15 protein-coding genes and 1 pseudogene are annotated in these 19373 nt (G+C 63.6%); 4 read left to right on the forward strand and 12 right to left on the reverse strand.

Annotated elements, in window-relative coordinates:
- Window positions 1–38: 38 nt before the first annotated feature.
- The 6 genes from zwf to ABLV49_RS02345 all read right to left on the reverse strand — a co-directional run bounded on the left by zwf (window position 39) and on the right by ABLV49_RS02345 (window position 6991).
- Complete coding sequence (zwf, locus tag ABLV49_RS02320; RefSeq protein ID WP_349280010.1) at window positions 39–1505, reverse strand: glucose-6-phosphate dehydrogenase; 1467 nt, start codon at window positions 1503–1505, stop codon at window positions 39–41.
- A gap of 93 nt (window positions 1506–1598) precedes the next feature.
- Window positions 1599–2672 carry an ABC transporter ATP-binding protein gene (locus tag ABLV49_RS02325; RefSeq protein ID WP_349280011.1) on the reverse strand — a complete coding sequence of 358 codons (1074 nt, stop codon included), beginning with the start codon at window positions 2670–2672 and terminating at the stop codon, window positions 1599–1601.
- Window positions 2673–2678: 6 nt separating this feature from the next.
- Window positions 2679–3548: a carbohydrate ABC transporter permease gene (locus ABLV49_RS02330; protein WP_349280012.1), complete on the reverse strand. Its 870-nt coding sequence runs from the start codon at window positions 3546–3548 to the stop codon at window positions 2679–2681.
- Window positions 3538–4419, reverse strand: coding sequence for a carbohydrate ABC transporter permease (locus tag ABLV49_RS02335; protein ID WP_011803053.1), 882 nt, complete (start codon window positions 4417–4419; stop codon window positions 3538–3540). The genes ABLV49_RS02330 and ABLV49_RS02335 overlap by 11 nt, the downstream gene beginning before the upstream one ends.
- A gap of 101 nt (window positions 4420–4520) precedes the next feature.
- A complete protein-coding gene (locus tag ABLV49_RS02340) occupies window positions 4521–5708 on the reverse strand; it encodes a carbohydrate porin (protein WP_349280013.1) in 1188 nt (395 codons plus the stop codon).
- Between the two features lie 32 nt (window positions 5709–5740).
- Window positions 5741–6991: an ABC transporter substrate-binding protein gene (locus ABLV49_RS02345; RefSeq protein ID WP_349280014.1), complete on the reverse strand. Its 1251-nt coding sequence runs from the start codon at window positions 6989–6991 to the stop codon at window positions 5741–5743.
- A gap of 244 nt (window positions 6992–7235) precedes the next feature.
- Here ABLV49_RS02345 and mgrA point away from each other — a divergent pair, with 244 nt between their 5' ends.
- Window positions 7236–8282 carry an L-glyceraldehyde 3-phosphate reductase gene (gene mgrA / locus ABLV49_RS02350; protein WP_349280015.1) on the forward strand — a complete coding sequence of 349 codons (1047 nt, stop codon included), beginning with the start codon at window positions 7236–7238 and terminating at the stop codon, window positions 8280–8282.
- A 45-nt stretch (window positions 8283–8327) separates the two neighbouring features.
- Here mgrA and ABLV49_RS02355 read toward each other — a convergent pair whose 3' ends face one another.
- The 4 genes and pseudogenes from ABLV49_RS02355 to ABLV49_RS02370 all read right to left on the reverse strand — a co-directional run.
- Window positions 8328–9695: a sensor histidine kinase gene (locus ABLV49_RS02355; protein WP_349280016.1), complete on the reverse strand. Its 1368-nt coding sequence runs from the start codon at window positions 9693–9695 to the stop codon at window positions 8328–8330.
- A complete protein-coding gene (locus tag ABLV49_RS02360) occupies window positions 9692–10387 on the reverse strand; it encodes a response regulator transcription factor (protein WP_349280017.1) in 696 nt (231 codons plus the stop codon). Before ABLV49_RS02360 ends, ABLV49_RS02355 begins: the two co-directional genes overlap by 4 nt.
- 55 nt (window positions 10388–10442) lie before the next feature.
- Entirely contained in the window at window positions 10443–11663 is a 1221-nt protein-coding gene (locus tag ABLV49_RS02365; RefSeq protein WP_349281573.1) for a CaiB/BaiF CoA transferase family protein, read from the reverse strand.
- A gap of 147 nt (window positions 11664–11810) precedes the next feature.
- A pseudogene (locus ABLV49_RS02370) lies at window positions 11811–12677 on the reverse strand (hydroxymethylglutaryl-CoA lyase); the annotation flags it as partial.
- A 195-nt stretch (window positions 12678–12872) separates the two neighbouring features.
- Here ABLV49_RS02370 and ABLV49_RS02375 point away from each other — a divergent pair.
- Complete coding sequence (locus ABLV49_RS02375) at window positions 12873–13622, forward strand: haloacid dehalogenase type II (protein WP_349280018.1); 750 nt, start codon at window positions 12873–12875, stop codon at window positions 13620–13622.
- Between the two features lie 104 nt (window positions 13623–13726).
- The gene (locus ABLV49_RS02380) at window positions 13727–15904 is read left to right on the forward strand and encodes a malate synthase G (RefSeq protein WP_349280019.1); all 2178 of its coding nucleotides are present in this window, start codon (window positions 13727–13729) and stop codon (window positions 15902–15904) included.
- 155 nt (window positions 15905–16059) lie between these two features.
- Here the strand turns inward: ABLV49_RS02380 and ABLV49_RS02385 are convergent, their stop codons facing one another.
- Both ABLV49_RS02385 and ABLV49_RS02390 read right to left on the reverse strand, forming a co-directional pair.
- Window positions 16060–16467: a type II toxin-antitoxin system VapC family toxin gene (locus tag ABLV49_RS02385; protein WP_349280020.1), complete on the reverse strand. Its 408-nt coding sequence runs from the start codon at window positions 16465–16467 to the stop codon at window positions 16060–16062.
- 3 nt (window positions 16468–16470) lie between these two features.
- The gene (locus ABLV49_RS02390) at window positions 16471–16743 is read right to left on the reverse strand and encodes an antitoxin (protein ID WP_349280021.1); all 273 of its coding nucleotides are present in this window, start codon (window positions 16741–16743) and stop codon (window positions 16471–16473) included.
- 329 nt (window positions 16744–17072) lie between these two features.
- Here ABLV49_RS02390 and ABLV49_RS02395 point away from each other — a divergent pair, with 329 nt between their 5' ends.
- Window positions 17073–19310, forward strand: a complete 2238-nt coding sequence (locus tag ABLV49_RS02395; RefSeq protein WP_349280022.1) for an NADP-dependent isocitrate dehydrogenase — start codon at window positions 17073–17075, stop codon at window positions 19308–19310.
- Window positions 19311–19373: the final 63 nt, after the last annotated feature.

Consider the following 19373-nt stretch of genomic DNA (forward strand, 5'->3'; position numbering starts at 1 on the left):
GCGTGAAGCCTCGGTGGTGGTGGGGGGTGCGCCGCGCATCAGGCTTCCTCGAACCAGGACAGGTGTTCGCGCGCCATCAGCGCCGATGAGGCAGCCGGTCCCCAGTTGCCGGCTGAATAGCTGCGGGGCTTGTCGTCCAGCGCTTTCCAGCCGGCCAGGATGGGTTCTATCCACGTCCAGGCCGCTTCCAGTTCGTCGCGGCGCATGAAGTGCGTCAGCCGGCCTTTGACCACGTCGATCAGCAAGCGTTCATAGGCTTCGGCGCGGCGCTTGTCGGAGGTCGATTGCAGGTCAAGGCCGAGCTTGACGGGGTGCAGTTTCATGCCCGAGCCGGGCTCCTTGACCATCATCTCCAGGTGGATGGACTCTTCGGGCTGCAAGCTGATGATCAAGCGGTTGGGCTCATGGCTGGCCGCCGTGCCAAAGATCGAGAAGGGCTGGTCGGCGAACTCGATGATGATTTGCGACTGGCGCTGTTGCATGCGCTTGCCGGTGCGCAGGAAGAAGGGCACATTGGCCCAGCGCGTGTTGTCGATGTGCGCGCGCAAGGCCACGAAGGTTTCGGTGCGGCTGCCGGCCGGCACGTCGTCTTCTTCAAGGTAGCCCTTCACGGCGGCACCCTCGGACGCACCTGCGGTGTACTGGCCGCGCACCGTGTCGCGCTTGATGTCGGCCAGGTCCATCTTGCGCAGCGAGCGCAAGACCTTGAGCTTTTCATCGCGCACATCGTCGGCATCGAGCGAGATCGGCGGCTCCATCGCCACGATGCACAGCAGTTGCAGCAGGTGGTTTTGCACCATGTCGCGCATGGCGCCGGCACCGTCGTAAAAGCCGGCGCGGCTGCCCACGCCCACGGTTTCGGCCACCGTGATCTGCACGCTCCTGATGTAGGGGGCGCGCCACAGCGGCTCGTAAATGGCGTTGCCAAAACGCAGCACCATCAGGTTTTGCACCGTTTCCTTGCCCAGGTAGTGGTCGATGCGGTAAATCTGATGCTCGTCAAAGTAGCGCGCCACTTCGGTGTTGATGGCGCGGGCCGAGGCGAGGTCGGTGCCCAGCGGTTTTTCAAGCACCACACGGGCCTGCGCATCGACCAGGCCGGCGTCCGAGAGCCGGGCGCAAATCTGCGTGAACAGGCTGGGCGCCGTGGCCAGGTAGAACACGCGCAATGCAGGCTGGCTGCACAGGGTTTTGAGCCGGGCGTAGTCCTCGCCTTGCATCACGTCCATGCTGACATAGGTCAGGCGCGCCAAAAAATGTTGCCAGTCGCTGGCGCTGAAGGCACTGGCGTCGATGAATGCGGGCGAGTGACTGTCGATGAACGCCAGGTACTCGTCATGCGTCCAGTCCTGACGGCCAATGGCGATGATGCGTGCGTCGGCCGCCAGCTTTTCGTGCAGGTGCGCCATGTACAGCGCGGGCAGCAGCTTGCGGAACGACAGGTCGCCCGTGCCGCCGAAGATCACGATGTCGAGTGCGCCGGCAGGTGGAAGGTGGGTGGTCATGGGTAGTGTGTGTTGAACAGGTTGTGTTGCATGGTGCGCGGCAGGAACCGCGCCTGCGCGTTGCCACTGCGCACGGCCACCAGCATAGCCGGGTCAGGCGATGCGCAGGCCACTTTGTGCATCAAACCAGTTGTTGTGCTTGCTGCTCACGCCGAGGCCGGTCAGCTCGCCGACCTTGACGGGCGTATTTGGCGGCACGCGCACGGTGATCGGCCCCACGGCGGTCTTGATCACCACATAGGTGTCCGCGCCGGTGGGCTCCACCAGCATGACCTCGCCGCGCCACGGCGCATCCGCCTGCAGGTGGATGTGCTCGGGCCGCTGCCCCAGCATGACCGCGCCGGCCGGCGCCGGGCAGTCCAGCGGCAGTTCCCCGCCTTCAAAGGAAAATAGGCCTCCTGCGCTGGTCCCGCTTGCATTTCCAGCTATGAAATTCATAGTAGGCGAGCCAATGAAGCCCGCCACATAGGTATTGGCGGGACGGCGGTAAATATCGTCGGGCGTGCCGATTTGCTGCAGGATGCCGTCTTTCATGACCGCGATGCGGCTGCCCAGCGTCATGGCCTCGATCTGGTCGTGCGTGACATACACGCTGGTGATGCCGCTGAGCTGGTGCAGGCGCTTGATCTCGGCGCGCATTTCCACCCGCAGCTTGGCGTCCAGGTTGCTCAAGGGCTCGTCGAATAAGAATATCTGCGGGTCACGGGCCAGGGCGCGCCCCATGGCGACGCGCTGGCGCTGGCCGCCGGAGAGCTGCGCCGGGCGGCGGTTCAGCAAATGCTCGATCTGCAGCATGGCGGCCACCTCGGCGATGCGCTTGACGCGCGCCGCTTTGGGAACCTTGCGCATCTCCAGCGCAAAGCCGATGTTGTCGGCCACGCTCATGTTCGGATACAGCGCGTAGCTCTGGAACACCATGGCAATGTCGCGCTGGGCGGGCGCGACGCCGACAACGTCCTTGCCCGAAATGAGCAGCTGGCCTTCGCTGGGTTCTTCCAGGCCGGCGATGATGTTGAGCAGGGTGGACTTGCCGCAGCCCGAAGGCCCGACCAGGATCAAAAATTCGCCCGGTGCGACGTCGATGTCGATTTTTTTAAGGACTTCCACGGCCTTGTCGGCCTTGCCATAGACTTTGCGGATGCCCGCGATTTTGAGTGAAGCTGCCATGATTTTTTATCCTTTCACAGCGCCGGCTGTGAGACCCTTGACGAAATATTGACCTGCCAGCACATACACCAGCATGGTGGGCAGCCCCGCGATCACGGCAGCGGCCATGTCCACGTTGTAGCTTTTCACGCTGCTGGAGGTGTTGGCCATGTTGTTCAGGCCGACCGTGATCGGCTTGCTGTCGGCGCCGCTGAAGGCCGCGCCAAACAGGAAGTCGTTCCAGATGTTGGTGAACTGCCAGATCAGCGTCACCATCAAGATCGGCGTTGACAGCGGCAGCACGATGCGCCAGAAAATGCGCCAGAAACCCGCGCCATCCATGCGCGCCGCATTCACCAGCTCCTTGGGAATGGCGGTGTAGTAGTTGCGGAAAAACAGCGTGGTGCCGGCCATGCCCGCCAGGCAATGCACCAGCACCAGTCCGCTGATGGAACTGGACAGGCCCAGATAGCCCAGCACCTGGCTCATGGGCAGCAGCACCACCTGAAACGGCATGAACACGCCGAACAGCAGGAAACCGAACAGCAACTCGCTGCCCCTGAACTTCCACAGGCTCAGCACGTAGCCGTTGACCGCGCCCCAGGCGGTGGAGATCAGCACCGCCGGAATCGCCATGCTGACCGAATTCCAGAAGTAGGGCTGCAAGCCACGGCAATCGACCCCGGTGCATGCCGAGGACCAGGCCAGGCGCCAGGCGTCGAAGTTGAGCGAGGCGGGCGGGCTCAGCAGGTTGCCTGAGCGGATCTGCTCGGCATCCTTGAAGGAGGTTGCGAGCATGACGTAGAACGGCGCCAGGAAAAACAGGGCCGCGACCAGAAGCACCGCGTAGAGCAGCGCACGGCTAATGTGTTTAGCGAAAGGGTGTTTAGCGATCATGGGGTTTGGCTCGAAGTTCGCTGTAAAGATAGGGCACGACGATGGCCGCTACCGTGGCCAGCATCATGGTGGCGCTGGCAGCGCCCAGGCCGATCTGGCCGCGGGTAAAGCTCATGACGAACATGAAGGTGGCGGGCACGTCGGTCGCATACCCGGGGCCGCCATTGGTCAGCGCCATCACCAGGTCGAAACTCTTGATGGACAAGTGCGCCAGCACCAAAATGGTTGAGAACACGACCGGGCGCAGGATGGGCAAAAGAATGCGCCAGTAAATGCGTGGCAGCGAGGCGCCGTCGATTTGCGCGGCCTTGATGATGCTGTCGTCAATGCCGCGCAAGCCCGCCAGGAACAAGGCCATGGCAAAGCCGGCCGACTGCCAGATGCCGGCAATCACCACGCAGTAAATGGCGAAGTCGCTCTGCACCAGCCAGTCGAAATGAAAACTTGCCCAGCCCAGGTCGTGCATGAGCTTTTCCAGCCCGAGGCTGGGATTCAGAATCCATTTCCAGGCGGTGCCGGTGACGATGAAGGACAGCGCCATCGGGTACAGGTAAATGATGCGCAAGGCGCCTTCCCCGCGCACCTTCTGGTCCAGGAAAATCGCCAGCACCATGCCGATCAGCATCGAGCCGCCGACGTAGAGCAGGCTGAAAATACCGAGGTTTTTCAGCGCCACCCACCAGCGGTCCATCTCGAACAGCCGCTCGTACTGCGCCAGCCCGACGAACTCGTCATAGTTGGGCAGCATGCGCGAGCCGGTGACGGACAGCACGCCGTTCCACACCATGAAGCCGTAAATAAAGGCAAACCCCAGCACGAAGGCCGGTGAAATGACCAGTTTGGGCAGCCACGTTTCAAAATTGTTTTTCATCTCGTTCACATCTCCTGTACCCGCCTTGGGCGGCGGTTAGAACGGTTAAAAAGGGCAGTCTTGCGAGCACCCCGTCAAACGTCACGTCTGAATAAAGCGGATTACCACCACACCTCGTACTGCACACCCATGATGGTGCTGGAGGTTCTGCCCCCCGCGCCGAACGTGCTGGCGTTGGCCGCTGCCGCTGCGGTGTTCCAGTTGGCCTTGGTCACATACAAACGCACTTCAGGGCGGCTCCAGAAGTCCGGCCCCACCGAGATGGTTGGCGCGATGGTGACCTTGTTGAGCGTCTGGTTGCCGGTGGGCGCCTTGCGGGCGGTCAGGCCCACTTCGGCCAGCAGCTTGAAGTTGCTGGAGAAGGCATACGACACGCGGCCGCCCACCGAGGTGTCCTTGGTCGTCACACTGGTGCCGTCCACCTTGTTGGTCTGGTAGCTCAGCAAGGTCTGGCCGCCAAAAGCGCCGCTTTGCCAGTTCAGCGAATCCGCAATGCGGCTCACGCGCTGGCCGGCGGTCACGCCGTCGATGGACTGGAACTCGCCATCAATCCGGGCGTGTCCCGTCGATGTTTGCAGGAACAGCGAGTTGGTCATGCCATCGACCAGGAAGTTTTCCTGGTTGTGCGACACCGAGATGCCGGAGCCGGAGTTGCTGTTGGCCAGGCCGCTGCCTTTGACCGTGGTCAGCAACACGCGCAGCTTGCCGTCGGGGTTGGTGTTGATGGCGGAAATGTCCACATTCAGGCGGGTGGCCTTCACGCCGGCGGGCATTGAGCTGTCGAACTTGTCACCGCTGAACAGGCCGACGCCGAGCTTGGCGCCGCCAATGCCGATGTCGGTCACGCCGGCGCCCTGGTTGTCGCCGTAGTTCAGCAGGAAGTTGTCAACGATGTGCACGTCCTGAATCCGCAGCCGGCGCTGCCCGGCCCAGACCTTGGCTTCCGGGGCAAACGACAGCCCGCTCATTTCCACGTAGGCCTGGTCGGTGCCGACCGAACCGCTGCCCCACTTGACGGGCATGTAGTGCACTTTCCATTTCACGCCACCGGCCTCGAAGTTCTTGATCAGGTCGATCTCGATGCCGTTGTCGCCTTCGTTGCCGAGGCGGTACTTCTGCAAGTCGCCGCCCAGGCTCAGGCCGCCCTTGATGTTGTCGTCATGGCTCAGCACCGGGCCGCCACGGGAGTAGCCGTGGAACTCAATGCCGCCCACATCCATGGCGAATGCGCTGCCTGCGCACAGGGCTGCAGCGGCTGCGATCAGGCTGATTTTGTGTGTTGTCTTCATTGTTGTTTTTTCTGTCAGAAGGGGGTGCGGGCTTATTTGGTTTTTGCTGCGGCAGCGATGCGCTTTTGCGCCTCGTCCACCGAGATCTTGTCGTCGTTCCAGAACTGGCTGACCGCGTCCTTGATGGCGCCTTCAGCCGCAGGGCTGATGGCCATGCCGTGGGCCACCGAAGGCACCAGCCCGCCGGTTTTGGCGGTCTCCACAAAGTCCTTGCCGGACAACTTGGCGCAGTCGTCAAACTTGGCCATGTTCATGTTCAGGCGCACCGGAATCGAGCCCTTGTTCAGGTTGAAAATCTCCTGGAACTCCGTGCCCATGATGGCCGCCGACAAATCCGCCTGCGCCTTTTGCGCTGCGGCGCCTTTGAGCTTGAACATGGCGAACGAGTCCACATTGAAGGTGAACGCATTGGCGGTGCCGGGCGCGGCGGCGCACAGGAAGTCCTTGCCAGGCACCTTGCCGGCCGCAATGAACTCGCCCTTGGCCCAGTCGCCCATGAACTGGAAGGCCGCTTTTTCCTGCATCACCATGGCGGTGGCCAAATTCCAGTCGCGCCCGGGCGCGGCAGCGTCGGTGTAGCCCTTGATCTTGCGGAAGGTTTCCAGCGACTTCTTCATGGTCTCGCCGGTCAATGCCTTTTGGTCAAGCTTGACGAGCGCGTCGCTGTAGAACTTCGGGCCACCCACGCCCAGCACCACGGACTCGAAGGTGGTGAAGTCCTGCCAGTTCTGGCCACCGTGGGCCACCGGAATCAGTCCCGCTTTCTTGATCTTGTCAGCCGCGACAAAAAACTCGTCCCAATTTTTGGGCATGCCCGCGACACCGGCTTTTTTCAGCACGGCGGCGTTGGCCCACATCCAGTTCACGCGGTGCACGTTGACGGGAACCGCCACGAAATTGCCTTTGTACTTCATGACGTCGGCCACCACCTTGGGCAGCAGGCTGTCCCACTTTTCGGCCTGGGCGACGCTGTCCATGTTGGCCAGCACGCCTTCAGCCGCCCATTCCTGGATCGCCGGGCCTTTGATCTGGGCGGCTGCGGGCGGGTTGCCCGACACCACGCGGCTCTTGAGCACGGTGGCCGCGTTGTCGCCGCCGCCGCCCGCTACGGCGAAATCTTTCCAGACATGGCCTTTGGCTTCCATGATTTTCTTGAGTTCGGCGACCGACTTGGCCTCGCCACCGGAAGTCCAGTAATGCAAGACTTCGACTTCACCGGCCATGGCCGCCGTGCCAGCGGCCACCAAGGCAAGGGCCGTAGCCAGCTTGGAAAGTTTCAACATGTTGTCTCCTGATAGTGATGCTCCGCCAGCGCAGCCGGCCAGGGAACATGGTTTTTTATCCGGGCTGGCACCATGCCGCTCGAATTAATTAATTGTTAATTAATTTAAAACAAAACCCCATGGGATTTACCCTAGGATGCGCTTGAAAAACAAGGCCGCAAAGACCCGGCCGCAGGTGAGCGCCGCTGATCTGCCTAACAATCTTTCAGCCAGCCCATAAATTTATCCACCCCGGAACACACCCATGAACTACCAGCCCAACGCCGCCCGCTATGACACCATCCCCTACCGAAGCTGCGGACGCAGCGGCCTGAAACTGCCTGCTATCACCCTGGGGCTGTGGCATAACTTTGGCGACGCCACGCCCATGGAAACGCAGCGCGCCATGCTGCGTACCGCGTTCGACCTGGGCATCACGCACTTTGACCTGGCCAACAACTACGGCCCGCCCGGCGGCAGTGCGGAAATCAATTTCGGCGAGCATCTACGGCGCGACTTCAAGCCCTATCGCGACGAACTCATCATTTCCAGCAAAGCGGGCTGGGACATGTGGCCCGGCCCTTATGGGCAGGGCGGCGGCTCGCGCAAGCATGTACTGGCCAGTCTGGACCAAAGCCTCAGGCGCATGGGGCTTGACTATGTTGATATTTTTTATTCGCACCGTTTTGACCCCGACACCCCGCTGGAAGAAACCATGGGTGCGCTGGCCACGGCAGTCCAGCAGGGAAAGGCCTTGTATGTGGGCCTCAGCAGCTACTCGGCGGCCAAGACGCGCGAAGCTGCGGCCATTTTGCGCGCCATGGGTGTGGCGCCGTTGATTCATCAGCCCTCCTACAGCCTGCTGAACCGCTGGATTGAGGGCGAGCTGCTCGACACCCTGGCTGAAACCGGCATGGGCTGCATTGCGTTCAGCGCGCTGGCGCAGGGGCTGCTGACCGACAAGTACCTGAACGGCATTCCGGCGGACGCCCGAATCAACCGCCCCGGCGGCAGTTCCCTCAAGGCCGAACATCTGAGCGAACAAAACCTCAAGCATGTGCGTGCCCTGAATGAACTGGCGCTGGCGCGAGGGCAGAGCCTGGCGCAGATGGCGACCGCCTGGGTGCTGCGCGATGGCCGCGTGACTTCGGCGTTGATTGGCGCCAGCCGCCCGGCGCAAATCGCGGAGCTGGTCGGAGCGCTGCGCAACCTTGAGTTTTCCGCCGAAGAACTGGCGGCCATTGACCAGCACGCGGTGGACGGCGGCATCAACCTGTGGCAACGCCCCTCGACCGATCAGCGCCCGGCTTGATGGCATGGCTGCCCCCGCGCTCAGGGGCGAATGGGCGGACTCAAGTCAGAAGTGCAGCGAGACCCGCAAACCCTGCGGTGCCACCGGCGTCACCCGTGCTTCGCCAGCGTGGCGGCGCGCGATTTCCTGCACGATGGCCAGGCCCAGTCCGCAACCGCCGGGCAAATCGCTGCCGCGCCAAAAGCGCTCGAAAACATGTTCGCGTTGCGCGTCGCTCAGGCCGGGGCCGTTGTCTTCCACCGCCAGCACCACATGCGCTGCGTGCTGGTGAACCGACACGGTCACGGTGGGTTCGTTGCCGGCTTCCCGGCTCACGCCGTAGCGCAAGGCGTTGTCTAGCAGGTTGGTCACGGCTTCGCGCAGCAGCGTGGCCGAGCCTTGCATCCAGGCGTGTTGATGGCCTTCGTAGCCCAGGTCCACTTTCATGGTGACCGCGCGCGGGCTGAGTTCGCGTGCCACGTCTTGCGCCAGCTGCGCCAGGTCCACTTGCGCCATGGGCGCCTCGGAGCCGCTGCGCGCCAGTGCCAGCAACTGGTTCACCAGATGCGCGCTGCGTTGCGCCCCGGCATGCACTTTGTGCAGGCGCGCCTTGATCAGCGCGGCATCGCTTTCGCCCAGCGCCAGTTCGGTTTGATTGATCAGCCCGGCCAATGGCGTGCGCAGTTGATGGGCGGCGTCGTTGATGAAGCGCTTTTCCTGGCTCACGCTGCGGCGCACGGCGGCGAGCAGGCGGTTGATGGCATCGACCAGCGTATGCACCTCGGTCGGCGCGGTGGTGAACTCCAGCGGGGTCAGGTCGGCCACCGAGCGTTCCTTGAGTTGCTTCTCCAGCCGGGTGAGTGGCGCCATGCCGCGCTTGATGCCCGCGTACACCAGCACGCTCAGCGCCACGCCCAGCAGCAGCAAAGGGGCCAGTAGGTCGCCAATCAGTTCTTCGGCAATGCGCTCGCGGGCGATATAGCTTTTGGCCAGTTGAACGCGCAGCAGTTGCGGGTGTTTTTCTTCGCCATAGGCGACATCCAGGGCGACCGCGCGCATCGGCTTGCCGTCGATTTCCATCCGGTAAAACACCAGCGTACCCAGGGCATGTGCCGGCGGTGGCGCGGCAATCTCCTGGTTGCCGATCAGGAATTTGCCCGGTGGCGACGACACCATGTAGCTCACGCGGTCCACCGGGTCTTCTTCAATGATGGCCTGGGCCGCCTTGGGAAAATCCACCAGCAGCCCCGAGCCCATGGGCTTGATCTGGCGCGCCAGCGAGCGCACCGATTGCGAGAGCGATTGGTCCAGCCCCTTTTCCGCATAATTCAGGGCAATGCGATAGGTGAGGGCGCCGCCCCCTAGCCACAGAACGAGCTGGGGCAGCAGCAGCCACAGCAAGAGCTGGCGGCGCAGGGACCGGCTGTGCGTCACAGGGGTTCGAGCATGTAGCCCAGTCCGCGAACATTGCGAATGTTCAGGCCCGAGCCCAGCAGTTTTCTGCGCAAGCGGTGGATGTACACCTCCAGCGCGTTGGATGCGGTGGGTTCGGCCGATTCGTGTTGCCAGACAGCGGCCACGTCTTCGCGGCTGACCACCTGGTTCAGGCGCTGGTGCAGCAAGGTCAGCAACTCCCACTCGCGCTGCGTCAGGTCGTGGACCTGGCCGAAAATCCAGGCGCGCGGCAGCTGGCTGTCAATCTGCAGGCATTGCGTGGCGTCTGGCGTGGTGATGGCCCGGGTCTCGGTATTGAAGGCCGGCAGCCTGGCGCGGCGCAACAGCGCCTGCACGCGGGCGCTGAGTTCGGCGTTGTTGAAGGGCTTGGTGAGGTAGTCGTCGGCGCCTTCGAGCAGGCCCTCCACGCGGTCATTCACGCCGTCGCGGGCGGTCAGGATCATCACCGGCAGGCTTTCAAAACGCTGGCGAATCCAGCGCAGCAAGGACATGCCGTCGAGCTTGGGCAGGCCCAGGTCAAGCAACACCGCATCAATGACCTGTTCGTTGAGCAAGGTCTGCGCGGCCAGGCCGTCCGCGCTGTTGCACACGGTATGTCCGGTTTGTTTGAGCAGGTCGGTCAAGCCGTCGCGCAGCAAGTCGTCGTCTTCAATAATCAGTAGATGAGCCATTCCGCGAATTTACCGCATCGCGGGCGCTGGTGGCCGTGGCCGCGCCGTGCAGGCGTCAGCGCTTGAGCTGGGCGCTCTGGAAAGCCTCGATGGCGTCTTCGCCATAGCCCAGCTCCAGCAGCAACTCGCGGCTGTGCTCGCCCAGCAGCGGCGGCTGCAGCCGGATGCCGGGCCGCCGGCCGCCCAGCGTGAAGGGCATCAGCGGCACCCTGGAGCGGCTGCCGTCGTTCATGCGCACGGGCGCCAGGCCGCCGGTGGCCAACAGGTGCGGATCGTCAAACAGTTCCTCGGGCCGCACGATGGGCGCAAACGGCAATTCGCTGGCTTCAAACACCGCACCGAGTTCGGCCGCGCTGTAGCCGGCCAGGTGCGAGCGCAGGATCGGCAGCAGCCATTCGCGCGCGCGCACGCGGTCGTTGTTGGTTTTCAGGCGCGGGTCGGCCAGCAGCTCGCCCAGTCCGAAGGCTTGGCAGAACACCGCCCATTGCTTGTCGCTGACGGCGGCCAGGAAGATCTGCTCGCCGCCCTTGACGGTGAACACGTCGTACACGCCCCAGGCCGAAATGCGGCTGGGCATGGGCGCGGCGGCCTGGCCAGTGGCGGCGAACTGCATCATGTGCTGGCCGACCAGAAACACATTGTTCTCGAACAGCGCCGACTGCACCTCCATGCCGCGCCCGGTCAGCTCGCGCTGGCGCAGCGCGGCCATCGCGCCGATGGCGCCGAACATGCCGCCCATGATGTCGTTCACGCTGGTGCCCGCGCGCAGCGGGTCGCCGCTGCGGCCCGTCATGTAGGCCAGGCCGCCCATCATCTGCACCACCTCGTCCAGTGCCGTGCGGTGCTCGTAGGGGCCGGGCAGAAAGCCCTTGTGGCTGACATAGACCAGGCGCGGGTGGCGTTGCTTGAGCGTCTCGTAGTCCAGGCCCAGCTTTTTCATGGTGCCGGGCTTGAAGTTCTCGCTGACGATGTCGGCGGTGGCGATCAGGCGCAGCGCCGCTTCCCGGCCTTCGGGCGTCTTCAAATCCAGCGCGATGCTTTTCTTGTTGCGGTTGAAGGTCGGGAAAAACCCGGCGCCCGAGCCCAGCAGGCGGCGCGTGCCGTCGCCCTCGGGCGGCTCGACCTTGATCACCTCGGCGCCCAGGTCGCCCAGCAGCATGCCGCAGGTCGGCCCCATCACCATGTGGGTGAACTCGACGACGCGGATGCCGGCGTAGGGCAGGGGCGTTTCCTTGATTTCGCTTTCTTCAACGGCCGGACTGGCCGGTGTTGCCATGCGGGCGCCCTGGACAAAGCCCTTGGGCAAACCCGCCTCGGGCGTCATTCCGTACACCGGCTCGCCCGGCAGCCCGGCCTTCAAGGGAGCGCGCGCGGCGATGAGCTTTTCCAGGTCGATGCCGGTGCGCAGCCCCATCGCCTCGAACATGAACACCAGGTCTTCGGTGACGACGTTGCCCGACGCGCCCGGCGCATACGGGCAGCCGCCCAGCCCGCCGAGCGACGCGTCGAAGGTGCGAACGCCTTCCTCGTAGGCCGCCAGGCAGTTGGCCAGGCCCAGGCCGCGCGTGTTGTGCATGTGGGCCGCGCCGGCGTGGCGGCCGATTTCGGCGCGCAGGCGCCTGAACAGGCGGCGCACCTGCGCCGGATTGGCATAGCCCACGGTGTCCGACAGGCCCGACTCGTCGGCCCCGGCGGCAATGCATTGCGCGGCCAGCCGGATCACGTCGTCCTCGGCGACTAGGCCCTGCAGCGTGCAGCCGAAGGCGGTCGAAATGCCGGCCTCCAGCCCGACGTGGGGCGCGAGGCCGCGGCGCAGGGCGGCGATGGCGCGCACTTCCTCGACCATTTCCTCGCGCGTCCTGCGCACGTTGGCCAGCGAATGCGCGGCGCTGGCCGACACCGGCACGGTGAGCTTGTGCACGCCTGCGGCCAGCGCCGCCTCGGCGCCCCGGCGGTTGGGCACCAGCGCCATCACTCTCAAGCCGGGCAGCGTGATGGCGTGGCGCACCACTTCGGCGGCGTCGGCCATCTGCGGCAGCAGCCGGGCCGGCACGAAGGAGGCGACTTCGATCTCGCGCACGCCGGCGGCATACAGCGCGTCGATCCAGCGCAGCTTGTCGGCTGTCGGCATGCATGCCTTGACCGATTGCAGGCCGTCGCGCGGGCCGACTTCGCTGATCAATATCTCGGGTGAATACATGGTGGGCAATGGCCTTTCAATGGGGCTGGACGGAACGGCGTTCCTTGCGGGCAAGAATGGTGCGGCGCTGTCAACAGCGCGGACTTCCATCGTAAGCCGAATCCCCGGAAATACTCCATGCTCCTGTTTTAATAGCTGCTTGCGCAGGCGGGCTATGCGCTGGAGCCCTGAAATGCTTCAAATCCAGTCACGCACGGCAGAAATTGCGATTGCACCGCTTTAAGTCACGGATAAATCGCATTTCAGGTACTTAATCTTTCCCCAGGGATCAAATAAAGTAGCGCCATGGAAAAAATCCGCCCCACCCGCACCGAGCCGCTGCGCGCCGTGCTGTTCGACGCCTACGGAACGCTGTTCGACGTGTACAGCGTCGGGCTGCTGGCCGAGCAGCTGTTTCCGGGGCGCGGCCAGGCCCTGGGCGTGATGTGGCGCGACAAGCAGATCGAATACACGCACCTCGTCAGCACCAGCAGCGGCGGCGCGCACTACCAGCCGTTTTGGGAACTGACCCGCGCCGCGCTCGTTTATGCTATTAAAAGAATAGCTGGTGATGCCCGTACTGAGTGCGCAAACGGCCAGTTTGATGCCAAAGTCGAGCAACTGATGAACCAGTACCACCACCTGTCGGCCTTTCCCGAAAACCGCGAGGTGCTGCAGGCGCTGAAAAGCCGGGGCGTGGTCACCGGCATTTTGTCCAACGGCGACCCGGCCATGCTCGCCGTGGCCGTCAAGTCGGCCGGGCTGGGCGACCTGCTCGACCATGTCATCAGCGTCGATGCGATCCGCAAGTACAAGACCCATCCCGACGCCTACCAACTCGGCCTGCAAGCCACCGGCCTGCCGGCGCGGCAGATCGCCTTCGTCAGCTGCAACAGCTGGGACGCGCTGGCCGCCACCTGGTTCGGCTACCAGACGCTCTGGGTCAACCGCAACCGCCTGCCGTTCGAGACGCTGGGCACCCAGCCGACGTACACCGGAGTCAGCCTGCGCGATGTGCTGGCGCTGCCCGGCCTGGGGCAGGGCGCGCCCGCATGACGACTTATCATTTCGATCCAGCGCGGGCTTGAGCGGCGCAGCCCGCCCGCCACGGCTTCACTGCCTTTCACCGCCCCATTGATTTTTTTAAAAAAGGACTTCCCATGACCGAACGCACCACCCGCCACAGCCTGCAGGTCGCCACCGAACTCTACCGTTTCATCGAAGACAAGGTGCTGCCCGGCACCGGCGTGGACAGCGACAAGTTCTGGACCGGCTTTGACGCCATCGTCGCCGACCTGGCCCCCAAGAACATCGCCCTGCTCGCCGAGCGCGACCGCCTGCAGACCGAGATGGACGCCTGGCACAAGGCCAACCCCGGCCCCATCGCCGACATGCCCGCCTACCGCGCCTTTCTCGAAAGCATCGGCTACCTCGTGCCGCAGCCTGACACCGTGGCCGTGACCACCGCCAATGTCGATGCCGAACTGGCCGTGCAGGCCGGCCCGCAGCTCGTCGTGCCGGTGCTCAATGCGCGCTACGCGCTGAACGCCGCCAATGCGCGCTGGGGTTCGCTGTACGACGCGCTCTACGGCACCGACGCCATTCCCGAGACCGACGGCGCTGAAAAAGGCAAGGGCTACAACCCGGTGCGCGGCGCGAAAGTGATTGCCTTCGCCCGCAAGCTGCTCGACCAGGCCGCGCCGCTGGCCACCGGCTCGCACAAGGACGCGACCGGCTACAGCATCGAAGGCGGCCAACTGGTCGTCACGCAGGCAAGCGGCATGACCGGCCTGCAAGACCCGGCGCAGTTCGTCGGCTATCAGGGTGACGCGGCAGCGCCCACGTCGGTGCTGCTGGTACATAACGGCCTGCACATCGACATCATCATCGACCGCGCCACGACCCTGGGCAAGAGCGATGCGGCCGGCGTCAGCGACATGGTGATCGAGTCGGCGCTCTCGACCATCCTCGACCTGGAAGATTCCGTGGCCGTGGTCGATGCCGAAGACAAGGTGCTGGCCTACGGCAACTGGCTGGGCATCTTGCAAGGCACGCTGACCGAGGAAGTCAGCAAGGGCGGCACGACTTTCACGCGCGGCCTGAACCCCGACCGCGTGTACACCGCAGCCAATGGCGGCGAAGTCACGCTGCATGGCCGCTCGCTGATGTTCGTGCGCAACGTCGGCCACCTGATGACCAATCCGGCCATCCTGTACGCGGACGGAAAAGAGATTCCCGAAGGCATCATGGACGCGGTCATCACCACGACCATCGCCATCCACGACCTCAAGCGCAAGGGCAACTCGCGCACCGGCAGCGTCTATATCGTCAAGCCCAAGATGCACGGCCCAGCCGAAGTCGCCTTTGCCTGCGAGCTGTTCGGCCGCGTCGAAGCGATGCTGGGCTTGAGCCCCAACACCGTCAAGCTCGGCATCATGGACGAGGAGCGCCGCACCAGCGTCAACCTCAAGGCCTGCATCGCTGAAGCCGAAGCGCGCGTGGCTTTCATCAACACCGGCTTTCTGGATCGCACCGGCGACGAGATGCACACCGCCATGCAGGCCGGCCCGATGATCCGCAAGGGCGACATGAAGACCAGCGCCTGGATCGCCGCCTACGAAAAGAACAACGTGCTGGTCGGCCTCTCCTGCGGCCTGCGCGGCAAGGCGCAGATCGGCAAGGGCATGTGGGCCATGCCCGACCTGATGGCCGCCATGCTGGAGCAGAAAATCGGCCACCCGAAAGCCGGCGCCAACACCGCCTGGGTGCCCAGCCCGACCGCCGCCACGCTGCACGCGCTGCATTACCACCAAATCCTGGTGTCCGACGTGCAAAAAGAGCTGGAAAAGATCGACGCCAACGCCGAGCGCGGCAACATCCTGAACGGCCTGCTGCAAATCCCGGTCACGGCCACGCCGAACTGGTCGGATGCCGAAAAGCAGCAGGAACTCGACAACAACGCGCAGGGCATCCTGGGTTACGTGGTGCGCTGGATCGACCAGGGCGTGGGCTGCTCGAAAGTGCCCGACATCCACAACATCGCCCTGATGGAAGACCGCGCCACGCTGCGCATTTCCAGCCAGCACATGGCCAACTGGCTGCACCACGGCGTCGTGACCGAAGCCCAGGTGAAAGAAACCTTCGAGCGCATGGCCGCCGTGGTCGATGGCCAGAACGCGGGCGACCCGCTGTACAAGAACATGGCCGGGCATTTCGATACGTCGGCGGCTTACAAGGCGGCGTGCGATCTGGTGTTCAAGGGATTGGCGCAGCCCAGCGGTTATACCGAGCCGCTGCTGCATGCTTGGCGGTTGAAGGTGAAGGCTGGAACGGCCTGATTGTGGCGATGCAGGTTGCTATGGATTGAATAGCTGCTTGCGCTTGCTGGATATGCGCAAAAGGCCTGTTTAGTTCTAAAAATAGCGAAAACGGCGTCTTCGGCTGCCGTTTTCGCTTTCCGGCTCGCCATGAAAGAGGTGTTGAGCGCTTGCGTTCAAGCGGCGTGCGCCCAGTTTTCGACCACCAGGCCGGGATAGCCGTTGAAATCGGCCTCGTTGTTGGTGATGAGGGTGACGCCGACGCTCAGGGCGTGGGCGGCAATCAGGCGGTTCATGGCGTCGCGGCGGCGGTCGTGCACAGCGGCGGCCAGCTCGCCATAGCTTTGCGCCGCGCGTTCATCAAAGGGCAGCACCGGCACGCGCTCGATAAAGCGCTGCAGTGCATGGCCGGCTGCGGCGCGGTCTTCCGGGGGGCAGCGTTCTATGCCGTGCTTCAGCTCGGCATAGGTCACCACCGACATCACGACCTGGCCCAACGGTGTGCTCTTGAAGCGTTCAAGCACTTGCGGTGGATGCGCCTTGAGCAAGTAAATGCAGATATTGGTGTCGAGCAGGAAACGCATGGCTTAGCCTTGCGCTTTGTCCGCGCCCGCACCGCCCAATCCGCTCCAGTCGCGCTCCTGCTCTTCATGGAACTCACGGCCCCCGGCCATGAAGCTTGGGGGGAATGCAGCCAGTATTTCCGTCAGGTCACCGATGGTTTCCTGCGCCACCCGCCGCAGCACCAGGGTGTTGCCGACACGCTCGACTTCAATGTCTTGCGCCGAATCGACGAAACCCAGCTCTTTGGGGATACGAACGGCCAGCGAGTTGCCGCTTTTGAAGACTCGGGTCAGCATGGGTTTTCTCCTTGAAAATTAAAGTATATACAGGATATACAAAATGGAGAAGGCCGGAGGCAGGCGTGCTTTACACCGTCATCCCCCAAGGAGCGCGGCCCGCGCAGGGTGCTGGCCACCCGCCGCGCCTGCGTTTTTGCGGCCAGCACAATATCGCGCAAGCCTTGGGACAAGCCCCTGAAAAATTGCATATGCCGGGAGTAAACTTCGCATTCCGAGATGACTTGGCGTTTCCGGCAGCGCTTGCCCGGCGCGCCATTCAGGTTGACGACAGGGGAATCCCCTATATTGCCAAGCCAGCTCAACCCCCAAACAGCAAGAGGATCACCATGACTGCCGGAAAATCAAAAATCATCTACACGCTCACCGACGAGGCGCCACTGCTGGCGACCTGGTCGTTTCTGCCCGTCGTGCGCGCCTTCACCGCGCCTGCCGGCATTGAAGTCGCCGAGAGCGACATCTCGGTCGCGGCCCGGGTGCTGGCCGAATTTCCCGAGTTCCTGAGCGACGCGCAGAAGGTTCCCAACACGCTGGCCGAACTCGGCCGCCTGACGCAGGATCCCGACACCAACATCATCAAGCTGCCCAACATCAGCGCTTCGCAGGGGCAACTGGTCAGCGCCATCAAGGAGCTGCAGTCCAAGGGTTTCAACCTTCCGGACTACCCCGAAAGCCCCAAGAGCGACGAGGACAAGGCGATTCGCGCGCGCTATGCCCGCTGCATCGGCAGCTCCGTCAACCCGGTGCTGCGCGAAGGCAACTCCGACCGCCGCGCCCCGCTGGCCGTGAAGAACTACGCGCGCAAGAATCCGCATTCGATGGCCGACTGGAGCCAGGCGTCGCGCTCGCACGTCTCGCACATGCACCACGGCGACTTCTACCACGGCGAAAAGTCGATGACGCTGGACAAGGCGCGCGACGTGAAGATGGAGCTGATCACGAAAAGCGGCAAGACCATCGTGCTCAAAGCCCTGACCAAGCTGCTGGACCGCGAGGTCATCGACAGCATGTTCATGAGCAAGAAGGAACTGCTGGACTTCTACGAGCAGGAAATCGACGACGCCTACAAGACCGGCGTGATGTTCTCGCTGCACGTCAAGGCCACGATGATGAAGGTCTCGCACCCCATCGTGTTCGGCCACTGCGTGAAAATTTTCTACAAGGACGCCTTCGAAAAGCACGCCAAGCTGTTCGACGAGCTGGGCGTGAACGTCAACAACGGCATGGCCAACCTGTACGACAAGATTTCCACCCTGCCGCAGAGCACGCAGGACGAGATCAAGCGCGACCTGCACGCCTGCCACGAGCACCGACCCGAGCTGGCCATGGTCGATTCGGCCAAGGGCATCACCAACTTCCATTCGCCCAATGACGTGATCGTCGATGCGTCCATGCCCGCGATGATCCGCAACGGCGGCAAGATGTGGGGCGCCGACGGCCGCCTGAAGGACGTCAAGGCCGTGATGCCCGAATCGACCTTTGCCCGCATCTACCAGGAGATCATCAACTTCTGCAAGTGGCATGGTGCCTTCGATCCCAAGACCATGGGCACCGTGCCCAACGTCGGCCTGATGGCCCAGCAGGCCGAGGAATACGGCTCGCACGACAAGACCTTCGAGATCAGCGAAGACGGCGTCGCCAACATCACTGACGTTGCTACTGGCGAAGTGCTGCTGAGCCAGAACGTGGAAGCTGGCGACATCTGGCGCATGTGCCAGTGCAAGGACGCCGCCATCCGCGACTGGGTGAAGCTGGCAGTGAATCGTGCCCGCAACTCCGGCATGCCGGTGGTGTTCTGGCTCGACGCCTACCGTCCGCACGAGGCCCAGCTGATCACCAAGGTCAAGATGTACCTGCACGAGCACAATACCAGCGGGCTGGACATCCAGATCATGAGCCAGGTGCGCGCCATGCGCTACACGCTGGAGCGCGTGAGCCGCGGCGAGGACACCATCAGCGCCACCGGCAACATCCTGCGCGACTACCTGACCGACCTGTTCCCGATCATGGAACTGGGCACCAGCGCCAAGATGCTGTCCATCGTGCCCCTGATGGCCGGCGGCGGCATGTACGAAACCGGCGCCGGCGGCTCGGCGCCCAAGCATGTGCAGCAGCTGGTGGAGGAAAACCACCTGCGCTGGGACTCGCTGGGCGAGTTCCTGGCGCTGGCCGTGTCGCTGGAAGACCTGGGGATCAAGACCGGCAACGACCAGGCCAAGCTGCTGGCCAGGACGCTGGACGCCGCCACCGGCAAGCTGCTGGACAACAACAAGGGCCCCAAGACCCGTACCGGCGAACTGGACAACCGGGGCAGCCATTTCTACCTGGCGATGTACTGGGCGCAGGCCTTGGCCGAACAGACGCAAGACGCGGCGCTGCAGGCACGGTTCGCGCCGCTGGCCAAATCGCTGGCCGAGAACGAAGCGCAGATCGTCGCCGAGTTCAAGGAGGTGCAGGGCAAGCCGGCCGACATCGGCGGCTACTACCTGCTGGATGCGGAGAAGGTCAAGGCCGTGATGCGCCCGAGCGCGACCTTCAACGCAGCGTTGAGCGCGGCGCAGGCCTAAACGCCGGCGGATGCGGACTTGCGGCATGCCGCAGGTTCGCGAAAAAAAACGGCATCTTCGGAT

The sequence above is a fragment of the Polaromonas hydrogenivorans genome, assembly GCF_040105105.1.
GTDB classification, from domain to species: Bacteria; Pseudomonadota; Gammaproteobacteria; order Burkholderiales; family Burkholderiaceae_C; genus Polaromonas; species Polaromonas hydrogenivorans.